This window comes from Christensenella minuta, from assembly GCF_003628755.1.
Classification (GTDB): domain Bacteria; phylum Bacillota; class Clostridia; order Christensenellales; family Christensenellaceae; genus Christensenella; species Christensenella minuta.
On the sequence record NZ_CP029256.1, the window covers coordinates 2,448,476 to 2,471,958 of the forward strand.

The following is a 23,483-nucleotide window of genomic DNA, read 5'->3' on the forward strand; positions in this document are numbered from 1 at the left end:
CCCCGCTGGCTTAGGCCGTGGGCGATGAACAAACGGTGACCGTTCAGCGGTTTTTCCCAAAAGGGAAAAGACGCCATGGCGAGCGATACCTGTCATTTTTTAGATGTGTTATCAGACGGAAAGGAAAGCTTATGAAGGGAAAAATGAAAGTTCAGAATTTTTATGAACCGATGGTCATGAAGCTGGAGGAGCATGATATTCCCCAGATTGCTGACAACGAGGTTCTGGTTAAGGTAAAAGCCGTAGGCATCTGCGGCTCGGATATCTCTTACTATTATGGACACAGCCCGCTCGATACGCCCGATGGGAAAGGCCCGATGTACCTCGGGCACGAAGCGTCCGGCGTGGTCGCGGAAGTGGGAAGCATCCCGAAGAAGCTCGGGCTCTTCAACGAGGGCGACCGTGTGGCCTTAAACCCGGTCCAGCAGTGCAACGCTTGCCCGGCGTGCATGCGCGGCGAGTTCAATACATGCAGCCATGTGGAGACCATCGGCGTTTCCGTAAACGGCTGTTTTGCGGAATATGTCAAGGTGAAATATACCCACGTATACAAGATCCCGGACGAGGTGAGCTTTGAAGACGCGGCGCTTGCGGAACCGCTTGCCTGCGCGACGCATGCGGTCCAGCGCCTTGACGTACAGCTCGGCCAGACGGTCGTTGTTTATGGCACGGGCGGCATCGGCCTGATGCAGGTACAGCTTGCCAAGGCCGCGGGCGCGGGCAAGGTGATCGTGGTCGCGAGGAAAGACTACGGCCTCGGAAAAGCCCTCGAATGCGGGGCGACACACGTCATCAATAATACGGATACGGATTCCAAATATTATGCGGCGGATGTCGCTGCACGCGTTGCGGAGATCAATAACGGCGAAAAAGCGCCGCGCGCGATCGTCGCGACGAGCAACATGGATGCGCTGCAGGATGCGCTCAAGGTCACGGGCGCGTGCTCGACCATCGTGTATTTTGGCCTTCCGGGCCCGGACGACCTGCTCCAGGTGCCGGTGCTGGAAGCGATCCAGTCCGAGCGTACGCTGAAATTCGCATGGCTCGCGCCGCTGGTGTGGGATAATGTGTTTGCGGTCATCGCCTCCGGGCAGGTGAACCTTTCCCCCATCATTACCAACCGTTTTTCGCTTGAAGACGCGGAAAAAGGCATTGTGTTCATGAAGGAAGCAAAGGAGCCGAAGGTCAAGGGCGTGATCCTGTTCGATTAATACAGTCAGGAGAAAATAGGCGGCAGGGAAAGGAAAGGCGTCCAAAGGAAACGGCATCATGCTTCCCTGCTTCCTGTTACTCATATCGGTCTTTTTATCCGGGTCCGCATGGACCTTTGGGTAAAGATGCGGCGCCCGGTGCGCCGTTCTCATACCAGCCTTTTCTTTTTTGCAGGAGGATGGTATTTTATACGCACAATACTATAGGAGTATATGAATGGCAATCAATACGAAAGAAACGATGCTGCTGGCACGGCAGCATGAAACGGTAATCCCGGCATTTAACGTCCCGCATCTTCCGATGCTGAAACCGATCGTACAGGCGATCGTAGACGAAAATTCGGTCGCCATGATCGAGGTGGCGCGCGTGGAATGGGAAAAATTCTGTTCACAGAGCCTTGAAGCGGTTGCCGGGGAATACAGGAAATACGCGGATACGAAGCACACGATGCTGCATCTTGACCATGTCCCGGTGGTGGACGAGGACTACAAGGCCGTCGACTACCTGCCGATTATCGACCGCGCGATCAAGGCGGGCTTTGGTTCGGTGATGGTGGACGCTTCCCGCCTGTCCTTTGAGGAAAACGCTGCGGCGACCAAAAAGGCGGCGGATAAGGCACACGCGGCGGGCATTCCCTGCGAAGCGGAACTCGGTGCCGTGATGGGGCATGAAAGCGGACAAATGATGCCCTATGAAGAGATATTTGCGACCAAGGCGGGCTTTACGGACCTTGAAGAGGCGAAGCTGTTCGTGGAAAAGAGCGGATGCGACTGGCTTTCCGTTGCGGTAGGCAATATCCACGGAGCGATCGCGGACGCAACGCGCGACCAGAAGAAGCCTACGGCACGGCTTGATGTAGACCACATCGCGGCGCTGTACAAGGCGACGGGCATCCCGCTGGTGCTGCACGGCGGATCGGGGATCGACCCGGAATACATCCGCGCGGGCATCAAGGCGGGCATCACGAAGATCAACGTGGGTACGGAAGTACGCCAGGCGTACGAAGCGGCGATGCGGGAAAGCGGAGACGATATCGAAGCGGGCCGCAAGGCGGTCTACGGCGCGGTACGCCAGCTTATAAGCGAGACGCTGCGCATTGCCGGCACGCGGACTCTCCTGTTCGGCGAATAAAAGGGGATCGCAAAAGGGCGGCGGCCTGCCCTTTTGCGATTTTTTGTTCCGGGCCGGAATTTTCAAAGACGCATCATGCGGATGCGGCAATCTCTGTCATACATAAAAAATTGGGCGCGCAAGGGAGGGCCGGATGCACGGCTATTTTTTGTGCCGTCCATGAAACAAGGGGGCAAACTATGAATTTCTGCGGGCTTGACGTGGGAACGAGCGGCGTAAAAGCAGTCGTATTCGATGAAAAAGGGCTGCGCGCCGCGGACGCGTACCGCGCATATGAAACGGAATACGATCCGGATGGGCTGCGCGGCCTCGATCCGCGCGAAATGTGGAAAAAGACGAAGGAAGTGCTTCGCGAGGCCTGCGTGAAGGCCGGAAGGATCGACGCGCTGGCAGCGGCCTCGTTTGGCGAGGCGTTCGTTATGCTCGACGAAAAGGACGAACCCCTGCACGATATTATGATCTTTACCGATCCCCGCGGCGAGGAAGAATTTATCTCCGCCTCGCGCGGTATCCCGCACGAGGAGATCGCCCGCGTGTGCGGCCTGCCCTTTTCGCCCACCTACAGCATTTCCAAGCTGCTTTATTTAAAGCGGCGGCGGGCGGAGCTTTATGGCAGGGCCAAACGGATATTGTTTATCGAGGATTATGTGGGCTATATGCTCAGCGGCAGTGCGGCGGTGGATTATTCCGTTGCCTCGCGGTCCATGCTGTTTAACGTGCGCAGCTGTACATGGAGCGGGAAAATGATGGAACGCTTCGGCATCGAGGAAGGCCTTTTTTCGCGTCCCGTGCCCGCGGGCACGGTCATCGGCACGGTGTCCCCGGCTGTGGCCGCGGAACTGGGCGTACCCGAAACCATGAAGATCGTGGCAGGCATCCACGACCAACCCGCTTCGGCGATCGGCACCGGCCTTGGCAAGGGAAGCGTCGCCTGTTCGATGGGCACCTCCGAATGCCTGACCCCAATTTTTACCGGCATCTTCGAGCCTGCGGATATCGTGCGGAACGGCCTTTCCAGCGAACCCGTGTGGGAGGCCGGGAAATACTGCACACTTGCCTATAACCCATCGTGCGGCGTGTTGATCGAATGGTTTTTCAGGACGTTTGCCGCCGCGGAAACGGCAGCGGGCGGGCCGCCCTTTGCGTTGTTTGAAGAAAATTTCCCAGAGAAGCCGACCCGGCTGACAGTACAGCCGTATCTCGCGGGCAGCGGCACGCCGTATCTCGATACGCACGCGCGCTTTGCCGTTACCGGCGCGGGTCTTGAAACAACGCGCTTCGATCTGTACCGCGGGGTGCTGGAAGGGCTTGTTCTCGACCAATACCTGAACCTCGAGCTTTTATGCGCGCAGGGCGTTCCAGCGGAGAGCCTTATCTGCGTAGGCGGCGGCAGCAAAAGCAGGCCGTGGCTGCAAGTCAAGGCGGACGTGATGCAGCTCCCCGTTTCCACGCTTTTGTGCAGCGAGGCGGGAGCGCTCGGCTGCGCTGCGCTGTGCGCGGTTGCCCTCGGCGTATACGGCTCGGTGGAGGAGGCGGCAGGGAGTATGTCCCACAGAGCGGATACGCTGGAGCCAAACCGTGAACACAGGGAGTTTTACAAAGAAAAATTCGAGGAATACCGTACCCTTCACGCCCGTCTCAAAGCTGGCGGAGACTGCTGATCCGGCCGCTGTACGCGAAGGGGACCTTGGTAAAAAAGCATGCGAAAAAGGCTGCCCGGGGAAAGCGATCCCGGGGCAGCCTTTTTTACGGCAGGCTGGCCTTACGCGGCCCAAAAACGAAACGGCGGCAATTATTTACCCGACATGCTGCCATATAGCTCGATAGCTTCCTTTGCGGTGCGCATTCCTTCGGTGGAACCCTCGCGTGAAAGGGAACATGCGGCAGACGCGATTCCCAGCCGGATCGCATCCTCAAGCGAACGGCCCTCGTACGCGCCGTACAGCACGCCCGAACAGAACGCGTCGCCCGCGCCCACGGTGCCTTTGATGTAGCCCTTGGGAAGCACGAGGCTCGGAAGCTCGATGTAATTCCCGTCCGCGTCCATACCGAAGCCGCCCTCCGGGCTGTGGATCACGGCCCATGTGGAAACGCCCATCTCGAACAAGCGGCGCAGCGCCTTTTCGAGGTTTTCCCTCACGAGTGCGTCGTCTTCCGTGCGCAACGGAATTCCCGTCGCATTTTGCGCTTCGATCTCGTTGATGATGCAATAGTCCGTATACCTAAGGGCGGGGGGCACAAGCCGCGCAAAGCGGCCGCCCGTTTCGCTCACCACGTCGATGGACGTCTTGATCCCGCTGGCCTTCGCGTTATGCAGCAGCTTCGCCATTTTGGTACCGTATTCCCCATCCTCCTCGTCCAGCGTATCCAGCAGGAGGATGTATCCGATATGCAGGATTTTGCAGTCGATACGGCTCCAGTCGAAATCCTCCTCGCACAGCTGCGCGTTTGCGCCGCGGTACTGGAAGAAGGTGCGCTGCTTGGTGTCATTTTCGCACATCACGGCGGTGAAGGAGGTCTTTCCCTCATACACCATCTGGTCCGTGGAGATGTTCGGAAACTTGGCCAGCTCCTCCATGATAACCTTGCCCTCGGGATCGTTGCCGATCCGGCCGATCGCCGTCAGGGGAAGCGCCGGGTCAAGCCGCGCAAGGTCCATGATGACATTGCACATCGCGCCGCCTGTGGCCTGCATGATTCCCTCGGTGATCGTGGTGAGTTCTCCTTTGCCGGGATAACGCTCGATCGGGTATAAAATATCGATGATCGCGTTTCCGGCGACACAAATACCATTTTTCATTTTTTGCTCCTTCAGAGAGACCGGCGGAACCGAATAAAAAAAATTCGCATGCCGGTACAATAGTGTTATAATAATTATAACCTATTTTAATTTGGTAAGCGAACAAAAAGTATGACAGATTTGCCATTTTTTCAAGATGAATTTGTCACAGCGGGGAATCTTATGGAATATGAGTTTATAAAACATATTGCGGGAACCAGCCTGAAAACCTTTGTCGTCACCATCAATTGGCGGGAGCTGCACTTTCACAGCGACATGGAGATTTTTTTGGTGCTCCAGGGCAGCGTAAATATCGACGACGGCCAGCAGCGCCACCTGCTGAAAAAGAACGATATTTTCCTCAGCAACCGCAACGCCGTGCACAGCCTGCGCTGTACGCAGGAAAGCAACCTGCTGATGGTGCTCCAGTTCGACCCGACCCTGTGCAAGGAATACTATCCGCGTATCTCACGCGTACGGTTCAATAAAACGCATATCCTGAAAAGTACGTCGCCCGAATATTGGGGCATGTTCCGCGAATGCATGGACAGGATCGTCGCCTGCTACTGCAAAAAGGAAGACGGATACGCGATCGAGATGATGTCGCTTCTGAATCATATGCTGTTTTGCATGCTGCGGTATGATGACTATACGGTGCTCGACGAAAAAACGGCGGCGGCGGAAAACCGCAATATGACAAGATTGCGCCGCATCATCGAATATATGCGCGAAAATTATATGTATCCCATTACTCTCAAGGAGATCGCGGAACGTGAGAACCTCGATATGTATTACCTTTCGCATTTTATCAAAACGCATCTTGGAATCTCTTTCCAAAGCTACCTGAACCGCATGCGCGTGGAACGGGCGGAGTACCTCCTGTTGCATACGGACCTCAGCCATATCGATATCTGTATGGAGTGCGGATTCTCCGATTATAAATACCTCAACAAGACTTTCCTGCGGGAATTTGGCTGCAGTCCGGGCGAATACCGCAAAAAATACCGTACGGGCACACACCGCATCGACGAGCATAACGAACAGCATACAGTTATGGAAGTAAGCCGTGCGCTGGACTTTTTCGGCGGCAGTGGAGGGGCATTGTGATGCGCAAAGCTGTCCCAAAAAAATAGCAAAGATGTCCCGGACGGGAGGGAAGGGATTCCCTATAATAAACACAAGCAAGAGGCCAACATTGAAAATCCATAGACAAATGAATAGGAGGGATTGTAACATGGCTAAATTCAGATTTACAGTAGGACCGTGGAACGTTCACGAAGGAAACGAAACGTTTGGACCGGGGATCCGCCCGTCGATACCGCTTGAGGAAAAGATCAAAACATTTGCAGAGATCGGCATGGACGGCGTGCAGTTCCATGATGACGACGCAGTTCCGGATATGAACAACATGACCGAGCAGGCGATCATCGATTACGCAAAAGACGTAAAGGCGATGCTCGACAAATACGGTCTTTTTGCAGAATTCGTTGCGCCGCGCCTTTGGTTCGACGCGCATACGAATGACGGCGGCTTTACGGCAAGCAGGAAAGAAGACTACGATTTCGCGATCTGGCGCGCGCTGCGCTCCGTCGATATCGCAAAAGCGCTCGGCACCAAAAAAGTGCAGCTGTGGCTGGCACGCGAAGGCACGCTGTGCGCGGAAGGCAAGAACCCGGTAGAAAAGATTATCCAGATGCGCGATGCGTTTGATACGATCCTGAAATACGATCCGGACGTACAGATCCTGATCGAGCCCAAGCCTAACGAACCGATCGACAGAAGCTATTGCGGAACGGCAGGGCATGCCCTTGCGGTAGGCGCGCAGACGGTCGATCCGTCCCGCGTGGGCCTGTGCATCGAGAGCGCCCACTCCATCCTCGCAGGGCTCGACCCGGCGGCCGATATGGCGTTTGCCATCGCATGGGGCAAGCTGTGGGGCGTTCACCTCAATGACCAGAACGGGATCCGCTACGACCAGGATAAGACCTTCGGCGCCGAGAATCTGCGTGCGGACTTCAATCAGGTCAAGGTTCTGTATGAAAACAACTTCGGCGACAATGGCGAATGCGTAGGCCTCGACGTAAAGGCAATGCGCACGCAGCCTGCGGAAGACTGCTACCGCCACATCATCAACAGCAAGCGCACCTTCGAGCTGCTGCTCGAAAAGGTCAAGAAATTCGATTACAAGTTCCAGGAAGAATGCGTAAAGACTCAGAATTTCGAGAAGCTCGAAATGTACGTGATCGAGCTGCTGCTGAACGGCTGAACTTAAAAAACCAAACAAAAGCATTGGCCGCAAGCGGCCAATGCTTTTGCTGTTATAATGGACTTGCGGCAGGGCGAACCTGAATGGAATCGCAGAAACAGCGGAGGAAAAAGACAATGAAACAAGCGGTAATGTACGGTGCGGGGAACATTGGCAGGGGCTTCATCGGAAAAACACTTTCGGAAAGCGGATACGAGGTCTGCTTCCTCGATATCGTGCCGGAGGTGATCGAGGCGTTCAATAAGGACCACGAATACCGGGTGCGTATCGTCTCGAACGAAGGACAGCGGCTCGATACGGTAAAACATGTGCGCGCCGTAGACGCGAATACGAAGGAAGCGATCCAAACCATCGCGGCATGCGATATCATGGCGAGTGCGGTGGGTGTGAATGTGCTTCCGCATATCGCGGAAAACATTGCCAAGGGCATGCGCCTGCGGATGCGGGAAAGCGGCAGGCCGCTTGACATCATCCTTGCGGAAAACCAACTCGACGCAGACAAGATCATGCGGGGATATATTTACCAATATCTCAACGAGGACGAGAAAAAGTGGGCGGACGAAAATCTTGGCCTGGTGGAAGCGTCCATCGGCCGCATGGTGCCCCCGCTTTCCCCGGAAGAACGCGCGGGCGATCCGCTCCTCATTGCGGTGGAGCCATACTGCCAGCTTCCCGTCGACAAAGAGGCGTTCCGCGGCGGTATCCCGGACATCAAAGGACTCGTTCCATACGCTCCTTTTTCGTTCTATATCCGCCGCAAGCTGTTCGTGCACAATATGGGCCATGCGATCTGCGCATACCTTGGCTGGCTGAGGGGATATGAATATATCTATGAGGCGGTGGCGGACGATAGGATCAAAAGCACCGCGCAGGCCGCTATGGACGGCAGCGCGACGGCGCTTAGCAAGGAATACGGCGTGCCGGAAAGCGAACTTAAGGACCATGTACGCGACCTCCTTTCCCGTTTCGGAAACAAGGCGCTCCGTGATACGACGACGCGCGTAGGCGCGGACCCGGTGCGCAAGCTGCGCCGTGACGACCGCCTCGTGGGCGCGGCGCTCTACTGCATGGAGCAGGGGATCGACCCGGCCGCTATCGTGACCGGAATCGCGGCGGCGCTCCGGTTCGCGCCGGAAGGCGATAAAGCCGCCGCCGAGCTTCAGGCCGCGCTGAAGACGGACGGCATTGACGCTGTGATCGAGAAATACATGGGAATCCCGGCGTCCGGGGAGCTCGCACAGCTGATTAAAAAAGAAATGGCCTGAGGAAAAATGAAAAAGACTGCTTTCCTGACAATAAAAGGAAACAGTCTTTTTTTATTTCGCTATGAAAGCACGGTGCGCCCGCCTTGTATGCCTTCGGCACGCGTATGGGCGGCAAGCGCGTCAGTCCGAGCACGATTCGCTGCGCTTGCGGTTCAAAAGATAATCCATTTCCGCATCGGAGATTTCCACATTATACGCCTGCGCAACGCGGTTAATGTCTTCCGGCGTCTCGCACTCCTCGAGCGCGCCAAGGATCAGGTCTTTATTCACTTCGTTGATATGGTCGAATATTTTTTCAAACATTTTGTTTACCTCCGTTCCTCTATCATTCGTGGACACAAAAGGGCCGGTTCTAACAAATGTTTTTGGGATTTTTTCAGGAAATACGGTTTTCCCGCGCCCTTTGGAAGCGGAAGAAGGATGCAGGCTTTTTCCCGGGCGGGCCTGGCCGCGGCCGCCGGCCCTGTTCCCGGCGCCGCCTGCGGCAGGGATTATCACGCCCGGGGGGATGATTCTTTGGAAAACGCATTGAATTGCGGAGCAAACAACGGTAAAATAGTATCCGGAAAACGGAAGGATGCTGTTTTATGAAGTCGGTTCCCGGCAAAAAATTGAATATCCGTTTCGCAGGGACGGTAAAAAAGGCCTTCCTTACGGCGTTTCCCAAGACCCTCCCAATCTTTGCGGGCTTCTGGTTCCTGGGGCTTACCTACGGTATCTATATGAACGTATCCGCTTTCCCTTAGTTAAAGATATGAACCCTCATTATCAGTCTACTTTTCCAATAAATCGGTAGTATATCTCAATTTCCTGTATTCTTTCATTACCCTCATTCGTTGCTGCTTCGTGAATGAGGATTTTTTCTATCATTGCATTTAATAACGGTGCTGTCAGTTCCTTTGGTACAGAATACTCTTTGATTAACTCAATCCACTTTTCAGCACCTATCATATCCTGTTCCATTTTACTTAGTTCTTCTCTTATCTTAGGTTCGTTATCTGCTGTTCCAGTTCTATTTGTTCTTTTTGATACTTGCTAGACAACATCACAAAATTTCGCTCCGTTATCTTCTCACCGGCTCTATCTTCATACATTTTCACAAACAGACGGTCAATCTCATTTTGTCGGTTCTCAGCTTTCTTCAAGGCACTTGCTTTTTTCTTCTTTTCCCGTATTCGCTCTGCATTGCCGACTTTCTGTATCTTGTTCAATACCTTTTCTTCGTCCTGCTGTACTGCCTTAGCCCAATACTGCAAGCGTTCCAATACGGCTTGATACAATACATCATAACGGATATAGTGCATGGAACAATTACCTTTGCCAAACTGTCCATAGTAACTGCAAGCATAATAACTGTAAGGCGTTTTATTTGCCTTATTTGTCGCAAACCGCATAGACCAGCCACAATCCGCACACTTGACAAGCCCTGCAAATATCGGCGTTGCCTTTTCCTTTGTCTGTCTGCGTCTTGATTTTATCTGCTCCTGCACACGATAGAACACTTCCTTGTCAATAATCGGCTCATGCGTGTTTTCTACTCGAAACCACTCACTTTCGGGCTTACGCACTTTCTTTTTACTCTTGAACGATACCGTAGACTTCATATTGTGAACGCTGTTTCCTATATAAACCTCATTTTTCAATATCGCCTTGATATGAGCAATCGTCCACTCGTAACGCTTGCTTTCGGGTTTGCCCTCAAAGATGTGCGCAAAAGTATCATACCTTGTAAAATTCAGCCATGCTGGTGTAGGAATTTTTTCTTCTCGCAGTATCTTTGTGATTTTGGCACTTCCATAACCTTGAAAGGCTAGGGAAAAGATTTTTTCAACAATCCATTTTGTTTCCTCATCAATCAACAGTTTGCCTTTGATGTCAGGGTGTTTCTTATATCCTAACGGAGCATAAGCACCATAATGAGCACCTTCTGCAAATTTTGTCTTAAAGGCAGATTTTACTTTACGGCTTGTATCTCTAGCCACCCATTCATTGATAATGTTCTTAAATGGTGCAATCTCACTTTCGCCTTTTTCGCTGTCTACACCGTCGTCAATCGCTATGTAACGGACATTATGACTAGGAAAATACAATTCTGTATATTGTCCTGTCATAATGTAATTTCTGCCAAGACGGGAAAGGTCTTTCGTTACAACACAGTTGATTTTTCCTGCCTCTATATCCTCAATCATTCTTTGAAAGCTCGGTCTTTCAAAATTTGTTCCCGACCAGCCGTCATCAATATATTCATCAATGACATTCAAATGATGTTCTTTTGCATATAGACGCAACATACTTCTCTGTGTGGTAATGCTGGAACTTTCGCCCTGTAATTCATCATCTCGGCTCAACCTAAGATAAAGTGCAGTATTGTAAATCTGTTGTTTCATTGTCAGTTATCCTCCTTTATAACTAACCCGTGTTTACAATACCTGCTTGCAAGTAAAGTATAACACGGGTTCTTTTTGTCATTCAATCTATTTCTTACAACTGCACCTATTTTATGCGATTGTCTGCTTTGCTTTTTCCAGCATGACATCAGTTAAAAGTTCTTCCATTGTCTTTCCCTTTTCGGAAAAATGCTCTTTTACAACAATCTTTGTCTTTCCTCTGTTGCCAATGCCACATTTGTTATTTTTCTTTTGAATTGTTTTTACAGTATCAGCAATAACACATACCCCCTTTCCGTAAAATTTTTTAAGCAATTCAACGGCTTTTGTCATAGCCCACAGGAGTTCCACCTCTGCATAGTTCTTATGTAGCCGTACCCATTGCGTGCGACGACGCTCTGAACGCTCAAGCTGTGGCTGTACGGGGGTATCATTATTGACAGCACAGGTCATGGCGATAAAAGAAGACAAGTCTTTTACAAGAGTACAAATAGTTTTCGCTCGCTTTTGCAGGGGAAAGGTCATGGCGTATTTGTTTCAACGGCTCGCTGTCTGTCAAACGTATTGAACTGCTTTATTCAGTTGTCAAAGAACCCGAAAGAAGAAAATCATTCCTTTTTCACTACTATCTGTACGGCAAACGTCCATTGGCTAAGTTAGAATAGAAAAAAGTTCAAAAATCTTTTCCTGCACCATATAGGGATAGAAGTTGTCGTTTTGCTAAGTTGATGATGAAAAAAGATTGTTCTTCTTTTCACACCCTAACTACCCTTGCAATACCGTTACTGCCAACTATGGAATGAAATATTTTCTTTGCTCCATATAGGGAACGGAAACCATGAATTGTTAAGTTGAGAAGAAAGCATTTTCCTCTTTTCATAGAACACTGACCACTAATTATGAATTTCCGACATTTTTCACAATTTTTTTCTTCTATCAAATCATATAAGGACAGCAATCCCCGATTTAATGACTTGTTCCCTAGAAAAGTTTAGATTTCCTCAACTTCACTCCATATAAGGGATGGAAACCTTGTTTTGTTGCAGATTTTCAAAATAATTTCAATTTCTTCTTACACTCCGTATCTGTACACCAAATAAAGATTTCATGACCTCATTTCAAAAATAGTTAGATTTCCTTTTCTCGCACCATATCTGTACGCAAGTAGCCGTTTTGTTGCACATTTAATAAAATAGATTTATTTTTCTTTTTTCACTTCACATAGGGAATGAAAGTGGCTCTTTGCTGACTAAATCTGAAATTTTCCGATTACATTAAAAAATACCGTCATTCTCTTGTGGAACAGCGGTATCTATACGTTCTTCTATGGTTGATTTCTCTAATTGTAATAAATGTTTATGCTTGTCTTTGAGTTCTGCCTGCTCAATCATATCTTTCAATATTGTTGTATGATTTTCTCTGTCTAATGCCTGTACCATTTTTATCGTTGGTGCGACCTGTCTTTGTAGCCAATGCAATGCCTTTTGTAAGGTGTATGGCTCTGGCTTTGTGGTTAATCGTATCGGCTCTCTGTTTTCTCCTACAAACCACGCCCAATCATCATTTGTTTTCCATTGACTTTTTGGCTTATCGTCCTCTCTATCAACAAAGCGTACATAATGATTGATAATAGAAAAAGCGGTACGTTTAGCGTCCCGATAGGTCAGTAAATCTACAACCGCATAATAGGCTCGTTCATTCTTCATACGTATTTCAAAACGGTTCTTAATCTCCGTATCATCAATCTCTGTGCCATTCTTGACATACTGCTCATAATTCTTCTGATAAGCACACATATATAATTCGCTACTTGTTGAGCCTAAATATAAGGTTTCGCCTGTATTCTTCGGTGTATCATTACCGCATTTCTCCGTACCGCTGTAATCTTTCTGCATACGGAAGTAGGAAATACATTCGCCTGCCTTGTATTTTTCCTTTAATTTTGGAATATCTAATATCCCTACTCGGTCATTGATAGCCAAGTCAAGCCGTTTCATCACACTGCCAGCCGTCATACAATCCAGCATGAAGTCATATCATGAGCGTTCCTGTGCCAGCAGATAACTTTCCATTTGCCGACAACCTCTGCCTTTCAGTTCCAACAGAACCCCTAAATGCTCCTGCATGGAACACATGATGTTGATGTCGCCAAGCACATATTTGCTTTCATAGCCGTATTTTCCATAATCTTCATAAAGCATATAGTCTGCTTTCAGTTGTAATACATCACGGATAATCTTTAATGCGTCCGTAGTAGGAAAACGGACACGGAAGTAATCAATCAGCAAAAACAACGGTTCTTGCGGATTAAAACGCTCAATCTGTTTTTCTAATGTTTCTTTTAGTTCTTCCGTCAATGGAAGTTTTTCTTTTTCAATGCGGTTATAATGCTCTCGACTGATACCACAGGCAACGGCAAGTCTTGTTTGTGTAACTCCGTATTCGTCACGTTTACGTTTTAATTCTTCAATAAAATCTTTATCATTCATTCTTTAATTCCTCCAATCAAAAAAGGCAACTACCGTTTACTGATAATTGCCTGCATTTCTACAAAAGAAAAAGACAATCAATTTCTTATTTGAAATCAACTGTCTTTCTTAATGTTATATTCGATTTTTCAAAGTGATAATAACATAATTTATATCACACCATGTAAAATGCGGTTTTGCCTTGTAAATATAGCGTTTTCCGCTTGTTAGTGTATATTGTCTCTTGTTTTTTGTGCCCCCCTTGTTAGATAACGGGGGCTTGATATGCTCGCCACAGGCTCGCTCATGGTCGAAGCAATCCAGCCCTTTGCCAGACAAGCTGGCATGGCGTTATTGGCTAAAGCCACGCCACCAGAACTGGATCACTTCTCCCATGCGAGTGTGTCTGCATTTCCTCACTTTATCTTTCAAGGTTTTCAAGAAAATCCTTATTTATCTTCTAACGCTCTCTTTTTCTTCCATACCGCTAAGATTGCAACAGCTAATGCACTCATAATTGATAATGCTGTAAACAGTCCAACATTTGTCTGATCGCCAGTTTTTGGATTTTCATGTTTTGTATCAGTCTTTTCCTTATTTGGCTTGTTATTCTCTGGTTTTGGAGCTTTCTTTGCATTTACCGTAACGGTAATTGTTTTTGTCACAGAAGCCCCCTTGCTGTCCGTTACCATATAAGTCACTTCGTATGAACCTGCTTTTGATGTGTCCACGGTATTTCTAATCACATTTTTTATGGTCAGTGTAATATTGCCATCTTCTTTATCCGTAGCAGTTACATCTTTCAATGGGTCAAAGTTATCCCCAATGGTAAGCGTTTTATTCTCTGCATGAATAACCGGAACTTCATTCAATATTTCCATTTTAGGGTTGACTGTTACATAGATTGTTTTCATAGTAGATGCGCCTTGGCTGTCTGTTACCTTGTAGGTCACTTCATATGTGCCAGCCTTGCTGGTATCTACTGCATTCTTCACAACTTCGATGCTTGCTGTAATGTCTCCATCTTCCTTATCGGTTGCTGTGACATCGGCTTTCGGGTCAAACGTATCTCCGACAGTCAGTACTTTATCCGTTGCATTGATGACTGGTGCTTCATTCAGTGTTTCCATCTTTGGATTTACGGTAACCTGAATGGTAGTCGTATAAGATGCGCCTTGGCTGTCTGTTACCTTGTAGGTTACTTCATATGTGCCAGCCTTGCTGGTATCTACTGCATTCTTCACAACTTCGATGCTTGCTGTAATGTCTCCATCTTCCTTATCGGTTGCTGTGACATCGGCTTTCGGGTCAAACGTATCTCCGACAGTCAGTACTTTATCCGTTGCATTGATGACTGGTGCTTCATTCAGTGTTTCCATCTTTGGATTTACGGTAACCTGAATGGTAGTCGTATAAGATGCGCCTTGGCTGTCTGTTACCTTGTAGGTCACTTCATATGTGCCAGCCTTGCTGGTATCTACTGCATTCTTCACAACTTCAATACTTGCTGTAATGTCTCCATCTTCCTTATCGGTTGCTGTGACATCGGCTTTCGGGTCAAATGTATCTCCGACTGTCAGCACTTTATCCGTTGCATTGATGACTGGTGCTTCATTCAGTGTTTCCATCTTTGGATTTACGGTAACCTGAATGGTAGTCGTATAAGATGCGCCTTGGCTGTCTGTTACCTTGTAGGTTACTTCATATGTGCCAGCCTTGCTGGTATCTACTGCATTCTTCACAACTTCAATACTTGCTGTAATGTCTCCATCTTCCTTATCGGTTGCTGTGACATCGGCTTTCGGGTCAAATGTATCTCCGACTGTCAGCACTTTATCCGTTGCATTGATGACTGGTGCAACGTTTAAGTCAATCAGGTTCAAATCCCAAGTTGCGTTATAGACCACTGTTTTTGTTACGGTATCCTCAATTTCAGGTGACCATCCTTTAAAAGTATACCCATCTCTTACTGGTGTTTCTCCGTAATCTGGTGTTTTGGAACCCGTTATGCAATTTTCGAACACTTTGTCTTTAAATACTTCTTCACCATCGACTCCATCAGTATATGTGACTGTATAACGTGTCTTTGTTCCCTGTGCTGCTGGAATTGGAAATTTAACTTTTTTTCCATCTGGCATATTCAGTTCGGTCTTGCCATTAAGCGGATACCAGTTTTCTTCCTTAAAGTCAGCATTATCTGCGTCTAATTGGACAGTATACTTTAGCTGATAAGTATAATAAGTTTCTCCGTCTTTTTCTTCCGTTGTGGCATTCTGTAATTTCCATGTAAAGCCATTTTCGCCTTGTGAAATATCTGCTGGCAAGCCACTTACTTTAACAAATGGAGCAGAGCCATCCGTTACAGTTAGATTTTCACCAGTAATTCCACTAACAACACTTTCTGCAATGACCTCAAATACTTTCTCTATTGCAGATGCATCAGTAGCAATCAAAGCTGTTTTATCACTGCTGGCTATATTCTGTTGCAAAAACTCAGAAACTTTCGGACCCTTTTTATAGGTATAATCATTTTGCGCACCGTAGCACACCGTATAAACCGTCGATTCATTTTTCAATGTAGTGGCTTCTTGCGCCGTCCGTTCATTGATTGTTTGACTTCCGCTACTTCCAGAGCCTTCTTCATCATAGGTAACACCGTCAATGACAACATGCTTATGAAACCATGTTATTAATCCGCCAGAACATTTCTCAAGATAATAAGTTGGTGCTCCATCGGTTATAACGACAGTGTCTTTATTTTCTTTTGTAATATCCTTTACAGTATCGCTTTTGTACAAAGATGTTGCCATCTTTAATCCAGCCTGTAAATTGGTTCCTTCATTTGCTCTCAGATTGTTAATAGCATCTTTTGCAGACTTCTTTCCTTCTGCCGTGGAAACATCTGTCCAGTTTAACACAACATTTGCGCCTGTACTAAATTGAACGATTGCTAAATAACGACCTGAATTTTCTCCGTCACCTGCATAAGTATCAATCAATTTATCCGAAGAATTCTGAAACATCTTTAAACGCGAATCATCATTCATACTGCCTGATGTGTCAGCAACTAAAACCATTGCTGATTTAGGCGAGAGTTGCTCAATTTTTTGTTTCGTAACAACTTCCAAAGTGACATCATAAGTATTGTCACCTTTAGGCATGGCGGTTTTATTAACAGAATGTATTCCATCTGGCAATGTCTGCTGTAATTCGCCTTCCACCCATTGACCGGAATCGTTATAATAACCGTTTTTTACTGTACCGCTTTCGCTGGCAAGAGCAGAAGCATTAACAGGTGCTAATGTGAAACACAAGATAAACGCCAACGCAAAACTTGTGAATCTCTTTAAATTCATTTTTTTCTTTCTCCTTTCTTAAATTTACAGCAGGCGATTAAAAAGGGTCAATTTATCTGTTCCTCCTTTCATACCACCATTCTCAAAAAGTACACTTTTTGAAAAAAAGTGTACTTTTTGAAAAAAGCATGAGTCAGGGAAGACCATCAACCTTAGCAAGAGATTATGGTTAGAAAAACGGCTAAAAATACCACGAGTATTGAAAAAATAGGCATTATCGCTTATAATGGAGATGATACAACAGACTGTTAAAAAGTGTACCTTTTAAGAGTTCAGCACAAATTATTTTTGTTTTAATAAGCGATATTCCCTTAATTTCCTGTAAAATGTGGCTTCACTCATTTTGCATACTTCCAAGACTTCCGATATAGGAAGTCTTTTCTTTTCCCATTCATGGACAAGCTCCCCAAAGTTCTCTGGAAGCGCGATTTCTGGTCTGCCGAATTTTATTCCTTTTGCCTTTGCTACTGCAATGCCTTGTGCCTGTCTTTTTCTGATGTTTTCACGCTCATTCTGTGCCACAAACGATAGTATCTGTAATACGAGGTCGGCAATGAATGTTCCCATTAAATCTTTTCCATTCCTTGTGTCTAGCAAGGGCATATCTATAACGCATATATCAATCCCTTTTTCTTTCGTCAGTATTCTCCATTGCTCCTGTATTTCAAGATAGTTCCTGCCTAGTCGGTCAATGCTTAAAATATAAAGCAAATCGCCTTGTTTTAGCTTTCTTACAAGCTTTTTATATTGCGGACGTTCAAAACTTTTTCCAGACTGCTTGTCTATGTAGATATTTTTTGAAAGTACATTTCTTTTTGATAGTTCGACAATCTGTCGTTCCTCATTTTGGTCTATGCTGGAAACCCGTACATATCCATAAACCTGTGCCATTTTTTATCAATCCTCCTTTCCTATGGATATAGAGAAATATCATAAACAAAAAAGCACCTTACTGTAAAAGTAAAATGCTTGGTAATTTCTGCCATTAAGAAGATACGCCTTATCACACAGCTTGTAAAGAGTGCTGACGCATTGCGTTGCAACAGGTTCTTGACAAGCTATGAGCTAAGACGTTGATAACGAACAAGCAGAAATGAAATAGTGTGCTGTTTCGCAGTATAAAAAAAGAGATACCAACACACCTATGCAGTATCTCTTAGCTTAGTAGCAGTATTCTTTTGATTGCAAGCAGGCAAACACAGGTTATTTCTTAATATCCTTTTGTTTGGGAAACTCCGGCTTCAGCTTCTGGTATCCGATGCTGATGAGCCTGACCATTTTTGCCGGCTCGGTGGAATTTGTGGCGGTGAACCTGCTGCTGGGCGCGTTCAACCCCCTGCAGGCGCTCGCCATGACGCTGATGATTAACGCGCGGCATTTATTTTACGGCATCTCCATGCTGGACCGATATAAGGGGACGGGATGGAAAAAACCGTACCTCATTTTCGGGATGTGCGACGAAAGCTTTTCCATCAATTATACCGCCGAAATCCCCGCAGGTGTGGACCAGGGATGGTTCATGTTTTTCGTGACATTCCTCAACCATATGTACTGGTTCACCGGGTCGACCCTCGGCGGAATCTTCGGCTCGCTGATCCATTTCAACACCGAAGGCCTGGAATTTGTGATGACGGCCATGTTCGCCGTCATTTTCCTCGAGCAATGGCTGAAGGATAAAAACCACACCAGCGCGGTTCTTGGGCTGGGACTGTCGCTGCTGTTCCTTGCTGCGTTCGGAGCGGAGAATTTTATCGTTCCCGCTATGCTGGCGATTCTCGGCGTGTTAACGCTTCTGAGGAAGCCCCTTGCGAAAGGCGGTGATTCCGTATGACCATGACATTGACGCAGCAAGCCGTCACGATTGCAATGGTCGTCGCGGGCACGATGCTTACGCGCTTTCTGCCGTTTTTGCTGTTCCCGGCGGGAAAGCCCACGCCAAAATTTGTCAAATACCTTGGCAAGGTCCTTCCGGCGGCGGTATTTGGCCTGCTTATCGTCTATTGCCTGAAGGATGTCTCCGTCTTTGCGGGTAGCCACGGTATTCCGGAGCTGATCTCGATCGCGCTCGTTGTGGGCCTGCACCTGTGGAAGCGGCAGATGCTGCTTTCCATTGCGGGCGGTACTATTTGCTATATGCTGCTGGTGCAGCTGGTATTTTAAAGGCCGCGTCCACTTCCGTTTGTAATGTTCTAGCTGAGCGCCTTCAATAACAGCGTATAAGCATTATCCATCGCGCGGCCGAGCGCTTTGTCCGTCGGAAGGTCCATGCGGCAGCGCGCGTGCACGAAGCTCATAAGGGCGGCGGCAAACGCGCTGTAGGCATATTCCTCATCGCAGGGCGGCGGGAAAAGCCCCTCCGCCGCGCCCGTCTGCGCAAGCAGCATTACCTTTCCCCTGATGACGGAGAGATACCGCCGCACAAACGACATATCCCCGCCCGTCAGCTGCTTCATATCCTTGCCTCCGAGGTTAAAGAGGAGCAGGTGGAAATCCGAATGTTCATTGGACGCGATCTCATGCACGATGCGCAGGACGGTGTAGCATTTGCTTTTGAAGTCCTGCGCTTTGTTCATTTGCTCGAACACCGCGTGCAGCTGCGTGTCGATGCTGTAGATGATCGTGCGGGCAAAAATGTCCTCCTTGGTGTCGAAATAATTATACAGCGTACCCTTACCGATGCCCGCTTCCTGCGCGATATCCGACGTCTTGATCTCCGCGATGCTCATACCGCCTGACAAAAGCCGCAGCAGCGCGCGCATAATCAGAAGCTCTTTTTCCTTATAAGACGGGGATGTCATCATCAAGTCCCTCCTCGATCACGACCGGTTTCAGATCTTTTTTATTCAGGATATCATACAGCACGGGCACGAAGAACAGGGTCATAAAGGTCGCGTAAATAAGCCCGCCGATGGTCACGACCGCCATAGGCTGGAGCATTTCCGCGCCCTGCCCCATACCAAAGGCGAGGGGCACGAGGCCGAGCACCGTGGTAAGCGCGGTCATCAGGATCGGGCGGATACGCGCCTTGCCTGTTTTGATGAGCGCCTCGCGTTTTTCCATACCCGAAAGCCGCAGCTGGTTCGCATAATCCACGAATACGATGCCGTTGTTGACGACGATACCCGCAAGGATCAGGAACCCGAGCAGCGCGATCATGCTGAGGTCCGCGCCCGTCATCAGCAGGGCGAGGAGACCGCCCGTAAACGCCAGAGGAATGGTAAAGAGAATGATGAACGGAGATTTCAGGGACTGGAACTGCGCCACCATAATGAGGTAGATCAGCACCACCGCAAGCATAAACATATAAATGAGGCTTGAGAAGGTATCCGTGATCGTCTGGTTTTCCCCTTCGATCTCCACGGAATATCCCGCGGGCACGGAGTAATCCGCAAGTTTTGCCGAAAAATCCCTGCTCACAAGACCGATGTTGTGATCTGCGTCCACGCCCGCCGTAACGGACATCGTGCGCACCTGTCCGTCGTGGTTGATGGAGGAAAGGCTTTGCTCCTGCGAGATATCGGCGATCTCTGAAAGCTTCACATCCGTGTCCTCGCCGTCCTTAGTGCCCGTGAGCGTAAAGCTTTCGAGGGTGCCGAGCGAAACGGTGTCCGCGGGGCTGTTCCTGACGATGACCGGGTAATCCTCCGTTTCAAAGGTGACGGTGGTCGCCGTCGTCCCCGCGGAAATTTCCGCCGCCACCTGTTGGTAAACCTGCGCCGTGGTGAGGCCGTAATCCATCGCTTTGTTCTTATCGACCGTGATGCGCGTTTCCATCGTCGCATCCGAAAGACCGTCGTCCACCGCCGTCAGGCCCTCCGTTTCCTGCATCATGGCCGAAATATCCTGCGCGATCGTTTTCAGCGTATCGAGGTCGTCGCCCTTGATGGCCACCTCGAGGCCGGAACCGGAAAGCGCGGACAGGTCCATCGTCGAATCGCTCACATCCACCATGGCGGGGAGGCCCGCGACGGCGCTGCGCATATCCTCCGCAATCTCGGAGCTGGTGCGCGTGCGTTCGTCCTTCAGCAGGGCATACATCATCATAGTGGTGTTGTTGCCACCGCCGGAGGAAGATGTGCCGAGGGCAGACATAATGCCCCCTTCCATCGCGCCGATGGTTTCCACATCCGGGATTTCAGTCAGGCGCGCAAGGACCTCGTCGCTCATATCGCGCGTTTCCTGCGTCGTGCTGTCCTCAGGCATTTCCATGGTAATCATGATTTCCGAGCTGTCCATTTTCGGGATGAGGGACGTGCCCATGGTAAATATGTTGGCCACGCTGAACGCAAAAAGGCCGATCACGATCACAAATACGATCCATTTGCGCCTGAGCGCACCCGAGAGCAGCTTTTGGTAGCCCGCGGTGAATTTGTCGAACAGGGGATGCTTTTTTTCCTTTGTCTTTTTGAGCATGGTGGAGCCCATCGCCGGAACCAGCGTCAGCGCAATGATAAGGCTCGCGAGCAGCGAGAATGCGATGGTAAGGCCCATGTCTGCGAAAAGCTGGCGCGTAAGGCCTTCGGTAAAGACGATGGGCAGGAAGACGCACACCGTTGTGAGGGTGGAGGCGAAAATTGCGCCCGCGACCTGCTGCGCACCCTTCACAGCCGCTTTTGCGGGCGGAATGCCGAGCGAGCGCAGGCGGTAGATATTTTCGATGACCACGATGCTGTTGTCCACCAGCATGCCCACGCCGAGCGCAAGGCCTGCAAGGGAAATGACGTTCAGCGTTACGCCGCAGAAATACATCAGAGTCAGCGCTGCGAGCAGGCTGAACGGGATGCTGATCGCTACGATAACCGTGGGCCTCAGGTCTTTTAAAAACAGGAACAGGATTACGATTGCGAGGATCGCGCCGAGCAATAGGTTGTCGATGACGGAGTCGAGAACGATGCCGATATACACGCCTTGGTCGGAAAGGGCGGTCAGGTGCACGGAAGGATCGTCCGCCTGGATTTGCTCCATCACCTGGTTAATGCGGTCCGAAACGTCGGTGGTGGAAGAGGTGCTTTGCTTCTGGAAGGTGAGCAGGATGCCGTCGTTGCCGTTGATCTTGGCGTACATATCGCCGCGGTTGTCCGTCATCTCCACATCCGCGACGTCCGCGAGCGTCACCGCTCCGATGCCGCCCGCTTCGATATTGAAAAGCTCCAGGTCCTTAAGCTGGCCGATATCCTGGAACTGGTCGCCCACCTTGACCAGATAGCGTTGGCCGCCATCGCTGATGTAGCCGGCGGGCATGGAAAAATTCTGCGCGGCAAGGATCTGGCTCACTGTTTCCTGCGTGATCCTGCCATCAAGGCCCGCCTGCTTGTAAGCGGCGTCCTTTTGTTCTTCAAATTCCTGTTCCTTTTGGGAAAGCTGCGCTTCGCCGCCTGCAAGCTGCCCCGAGGCCTGGGCGAGCTCGCTCGTAAGCGTCATTTTGCCCGTTTCCAGCTGGCGTTCGCCCTCGGTGAGCTCGCTCAGCTTTGCCTCAAGCTGCGCCTTCTGGTCCGGAAGCCCGGAAAGGCCCGCCTCGATTTGGGAAATTCCATCCTCGAGCTGGGGGATGCCCGCTTCGGCCTGTTGTAGTCCCGCCTCCAGCTTTGGAATGCTTTCCTTCAAGGCCGCAAGCTGCGCGGTAAGCTCGTTAGGTACGGGCTGGCCCGCCGCTACCAGCGCGGCGATCTGCTGTTCAAACGCCGCCTCCGCGGTTTTGGCTTCAGAAAGCTGCACCGTCAGGGTGCTTTCCTGTGCTTCGAGGTCTGCAAGCTGCGTTTTGAGGTCCGCAAGCTGGGCTTCAAGGTCCTGCTGCGCCTGCGGCAGGCTCGCGAGGGCCGCCTCGATCTGTTCCCTGCCTGCGGAAAGCTGCAGGCCCATATCAACAAGCTGCTGCGCCTGCGTTTGGCTCATGGATTTCAATTGCTGTTTTCCGCTTTCAATCTGGGATTTTGCATTGTCGATCTTTTCCTGCGCCTCCGCAAGCTTTTCGTCTACCGATGCAAGCACGCGGCGGTTCAGTTCGTCGATTTTTTGCTGGCTTAGGGTGACTTCGACCGAATCCTCGACAAGTCCGGTCGCGGTCACGGAGGCCACGCCGTCGATGCGCTCGAATTCGGGCAGGATCGTATCGGAGACGATCTTCGACGTTTCCGTGATGTCCTTGCCGTCAATATCCACGCTGGCAACCATAACAGGCATCATGTCCGGGTTGATCTTGATTAGCGTGGGCGTGCCTGCTGCATCGTCGAGGTTCGCCTTGACGATATCGATGTTGCCGCTCATCTCGATCATGGCGCTGTCCATATTGGTGCCTTGGGTGAATTCCAGCAGCACCATGCTTGAGTTTTCGTTGGACGAACTGGTGACGCTTTTCACCCCGCTCGTGGTGGAAAGGGCCTGTTCAAGCGGCTTTGTTACCGTCTGCTCGATTTTTTCCGGGCTTGCGCCGGGGTAAGTGGTAAGGACCATCACATAAGGCAGGTCCATCCTGGGAAGCAAATCCGTGGTCATGCTCGTGAACGAGATGAAGCCGAGGATGCATACCAAAACGACCGCAACAAAGATGGTCATTGGTTTTTTTACACTGAATTTTGACATTGCCGTTCCTCCGTTGCCGTTTTCAAAATCTATTGGAAAA

Annotated in this window: 15 protein-coding genes and 3 pseudogenes; 9 read left to right on the plus strand and 9 right to left on the minus strand. The window is 49.6% G+C overall.

From position 1 onward, the window contains the following. The first annotated feature begins 131 nt into the window (after positions 1–131). The 3 genes from B1H56_RS11715 to B1H56_RS11725 all read left to right on the plus strand — a co-directional run bounded on the left by B1H56_RS11715 (position 132) and on the right by B1H56_RS11725 (position 4,004). A complete protein-coding gene (locus B1H56_RS11715; RefSeq protein WP_066523521.1) occupies positions 132–1,211 on the plus strand; it encodes a zinc-dependent alcohol dehydrogenase in 1,080 nt (359 codons plus the stop codon). A gap of 217 nt (positions 1,212–1,428) precedes the next feature. Continuing rightward, a complete protein-coding gene (locus B1H56_RS11720) occupies positions 1,429–2,343 on the plus strand; it encodes a class II fructose-bisphosphate aldolase (RefSeq protein WP_066523520.1) in 915 nt (304 codons plus the stop codon). Between the two features lie 179 nt (positions 2,344–2,522). Then, a complete protein-coding gene (locus B1H56_RS11725) occupies positions 2,523–4,004 on the plus strand; it encodes an FGGY-family carbohydrate kinase (protein ID WP_066523515.1) in 1,482 nt (493 codons plus the stop codon). Positions 4,005–4,135: 131 nt separating this feature from the next. Here the strand turns inward: B1H56_RS11725 and B1H56_RS11730 are convergent, their stop codons facing one another. Further along, complete coding sequence (locus B1H56_RS11730; protein WP_066523514.1) at positions 4,136–5,143, minus strand: carbohydrate kinase family protein; 1,008 nt, start codon at positions 5,141–5,143, stop codon at positions 4,136–4,138. Positions 5,144–5,305: 162 nt separating this feature from the next. Between B1H56_RS11730 and B1H56_RS11735 the strand changes: the two genes are divergently transcribed. The 3 genes from B1H56_RS11735 (at position 5,306) to B1H56_RS11745 (ending at position 8,653) form a co-directional block, all read left to right on the plus strand. Then, positions 5,306–6,229 (plus strand): AraC family transcriptional regulator, encoded by a 924-nt coding sequence (locus B1H56_RS11735; RefSeq protein ID WP_066523513.1) that lies wholly within the window; start codon positions 5,306–5,308, stop codon positions 6,227–6,229. A 127-nt stretch (positions 6,230–6,356) separates the two neighbouring features. Further along, entirely contained in the window at positions 6,357–7,388 is a 1,032-nt protein-coding gene (locus B1H56_RS11740) for a TIM barrel protein (RefSeq protein ID WP_066523512.1), read from the plus strand. Positions 7,389–7,504: 116 nt separating this feature from the next. Beyond that, entirely contained in the window at positions 7,505–8,653 is a 1,149-nt protein-coding gene (locus B1H56_RS11745) for a mannitol dehydrogenase family protein (protein ID WP_162939002.1), read from the plus strand. Between the two features lie 120 nt (positions 8,654–8,773). On the opposite strand, the gene B1H56_RS11750 is transcribed toward B1H56_RS11745, so the two are convergent. Further along, the gene (locus tag B1H56_RS11750) at positions 8,774–8,956 is read right to left on the minus strand and encodes a hypothetical protein (RefSeq protein ID WP_066523510.1); all 183 of its coding nucleotides are present in this window, start codon (positions 8,954–8,956) and stop codon (positions 8,774–8,776) included. Positions 8,957–9,240: 284 nt separating this feature from the next. On the opposite strand from B1H56_RS11750, the gene B1H56_RS11755 reads away from it, so the two are divergent. Then, positions 9,241–9,399 (plus strand): hypothetical protein, encoded by a 159-nt coding sequence (locus B1H56_RS11755; protein WP_330383170.1) that lies wholly within the window; start codon positions 9,241–9,243, stop codon positions 9,397–9,399. A gap of 22 nt (positions 9,400–9,421) precedes the next feature. Here B1H56_RS11755 and B1H56_RS11760 read toward each other — a convergent pair. The 5 genes and pseudogenes from B1H56_RS11760 to B1H56_RS11790 form a co-directional block, all read right to left on the minus strand. Beyond that, positions 9,422–11,040: pseudogene (locus B1H56_RS11760) on the minus strand (recombinase family protein). Positions 11,041–11,151: 111 nt separating this feature from the next. Beyond that, a complete protein-coding gene (locus B1H56_RS11765; protein WP_066523509.1) occupies positions 11,152–11,373 on the minus strand; it encodes a tRNA wybutosine-synthesizing protein 3-like protein in 222 nt (73 codons plus the stop codon). A gap of 941 nt (positions 11,374–12,314) precedes the next feature. Further along, a pseudogene (locus B1H56_RS11780) lies at positions 12,315–13,529 on the minus strand (replication initiation factor domain-containing protein). Between the two features lie 428 nt (positions 13,530–13,957). Next, the gene (locus B1H56_RS14880; RefSeq protein ID WP_066651186.1) at positions 13,958–16,864 is read right to left on the minus strand and encodes an immunoglobulin-like domain-containing protein; all 2,907 of its coding nucleotides are present in this window, start codon (positions 16,862–16,864) and stop codon (positions 13,958–13,960) included. A 282-nt stretch (positions 16,865–17,146) separates the two neighbouring features. Beyond that, positions 17,147–17,755 (minus strand): recombinase family protein, encoded by a 609-nt coding sequence (locus tag B1H56_RS11790; RefSeq protein WP_066520734.1) that lies wholly within the window; start codon positions 17,753–17,755, stop codon positions 17,147–17,149. 346 nt (positions 17,756–18,101) lie between these two features. Here B1H56_RS11790 and B1H56_RS11795 point away from each other — a divergent pair. Together B1H56_RS11795 and B1H56_RS11800 are read left to right on the plus strand one after the other, a co-directional pair. After that, a pseudogene (locus B1H56_RS11795) lies at positions 18,102–18,695 on the plus strand (AzlC family ABC transporter permease); the annotation flags it as partial. After that, complete coding sequence (locus B1H56_RS11800; RefSeq protein ID WP_066520736.1) at positions 18,692–19,024, plus strand: branched-chain amino acid transporter permease; 333 nt, start codon at positions 18,692–18,694, stop codon at positions 19,022–19,024. The pseudogene B1H56_RS11795 and the gene B1H56_RS11800, both read left to right, overlap by 4 nt. Positions 19,025–19,053: 29 nt before the next feature. Here B1H56_RS11800 and B1H56_RS11805 read toward each other — a convergent pair whose 3' ends face one another. Together B1H56_RS11805 and B1H56_RS11810 are read right to left on the minus strand one after the other, a co-directional pair. Next, positions 19,054–19,665: a TetR/AcrR family transcriptional regulator gene (locus B1H56_RS11805; RefSeq protein ID WP_066520737.1), complete on the minus strand. Its 612-nt coding sequence runs from the start codon at positions 19,663–19,665 to the stop codon at positions 19,054–19,056. After that, positions 19,643–23,443: an efflux RND transporter permease subunit gene (locus B1H56_RS11810; protein WP_066520738.1), complete on the minus strand. Its 3,801-nt coding sequence runs from the start codon at positions 23,441–23,443 to the stop codon at positions 19,643–19,645. Before B1H56_RS11810 ends, B1H56_RS11805 begins: the two co-directional genes overlap by 23 nt. Positions 23,444–23,483: the final 40 nt, after the last annotated feature.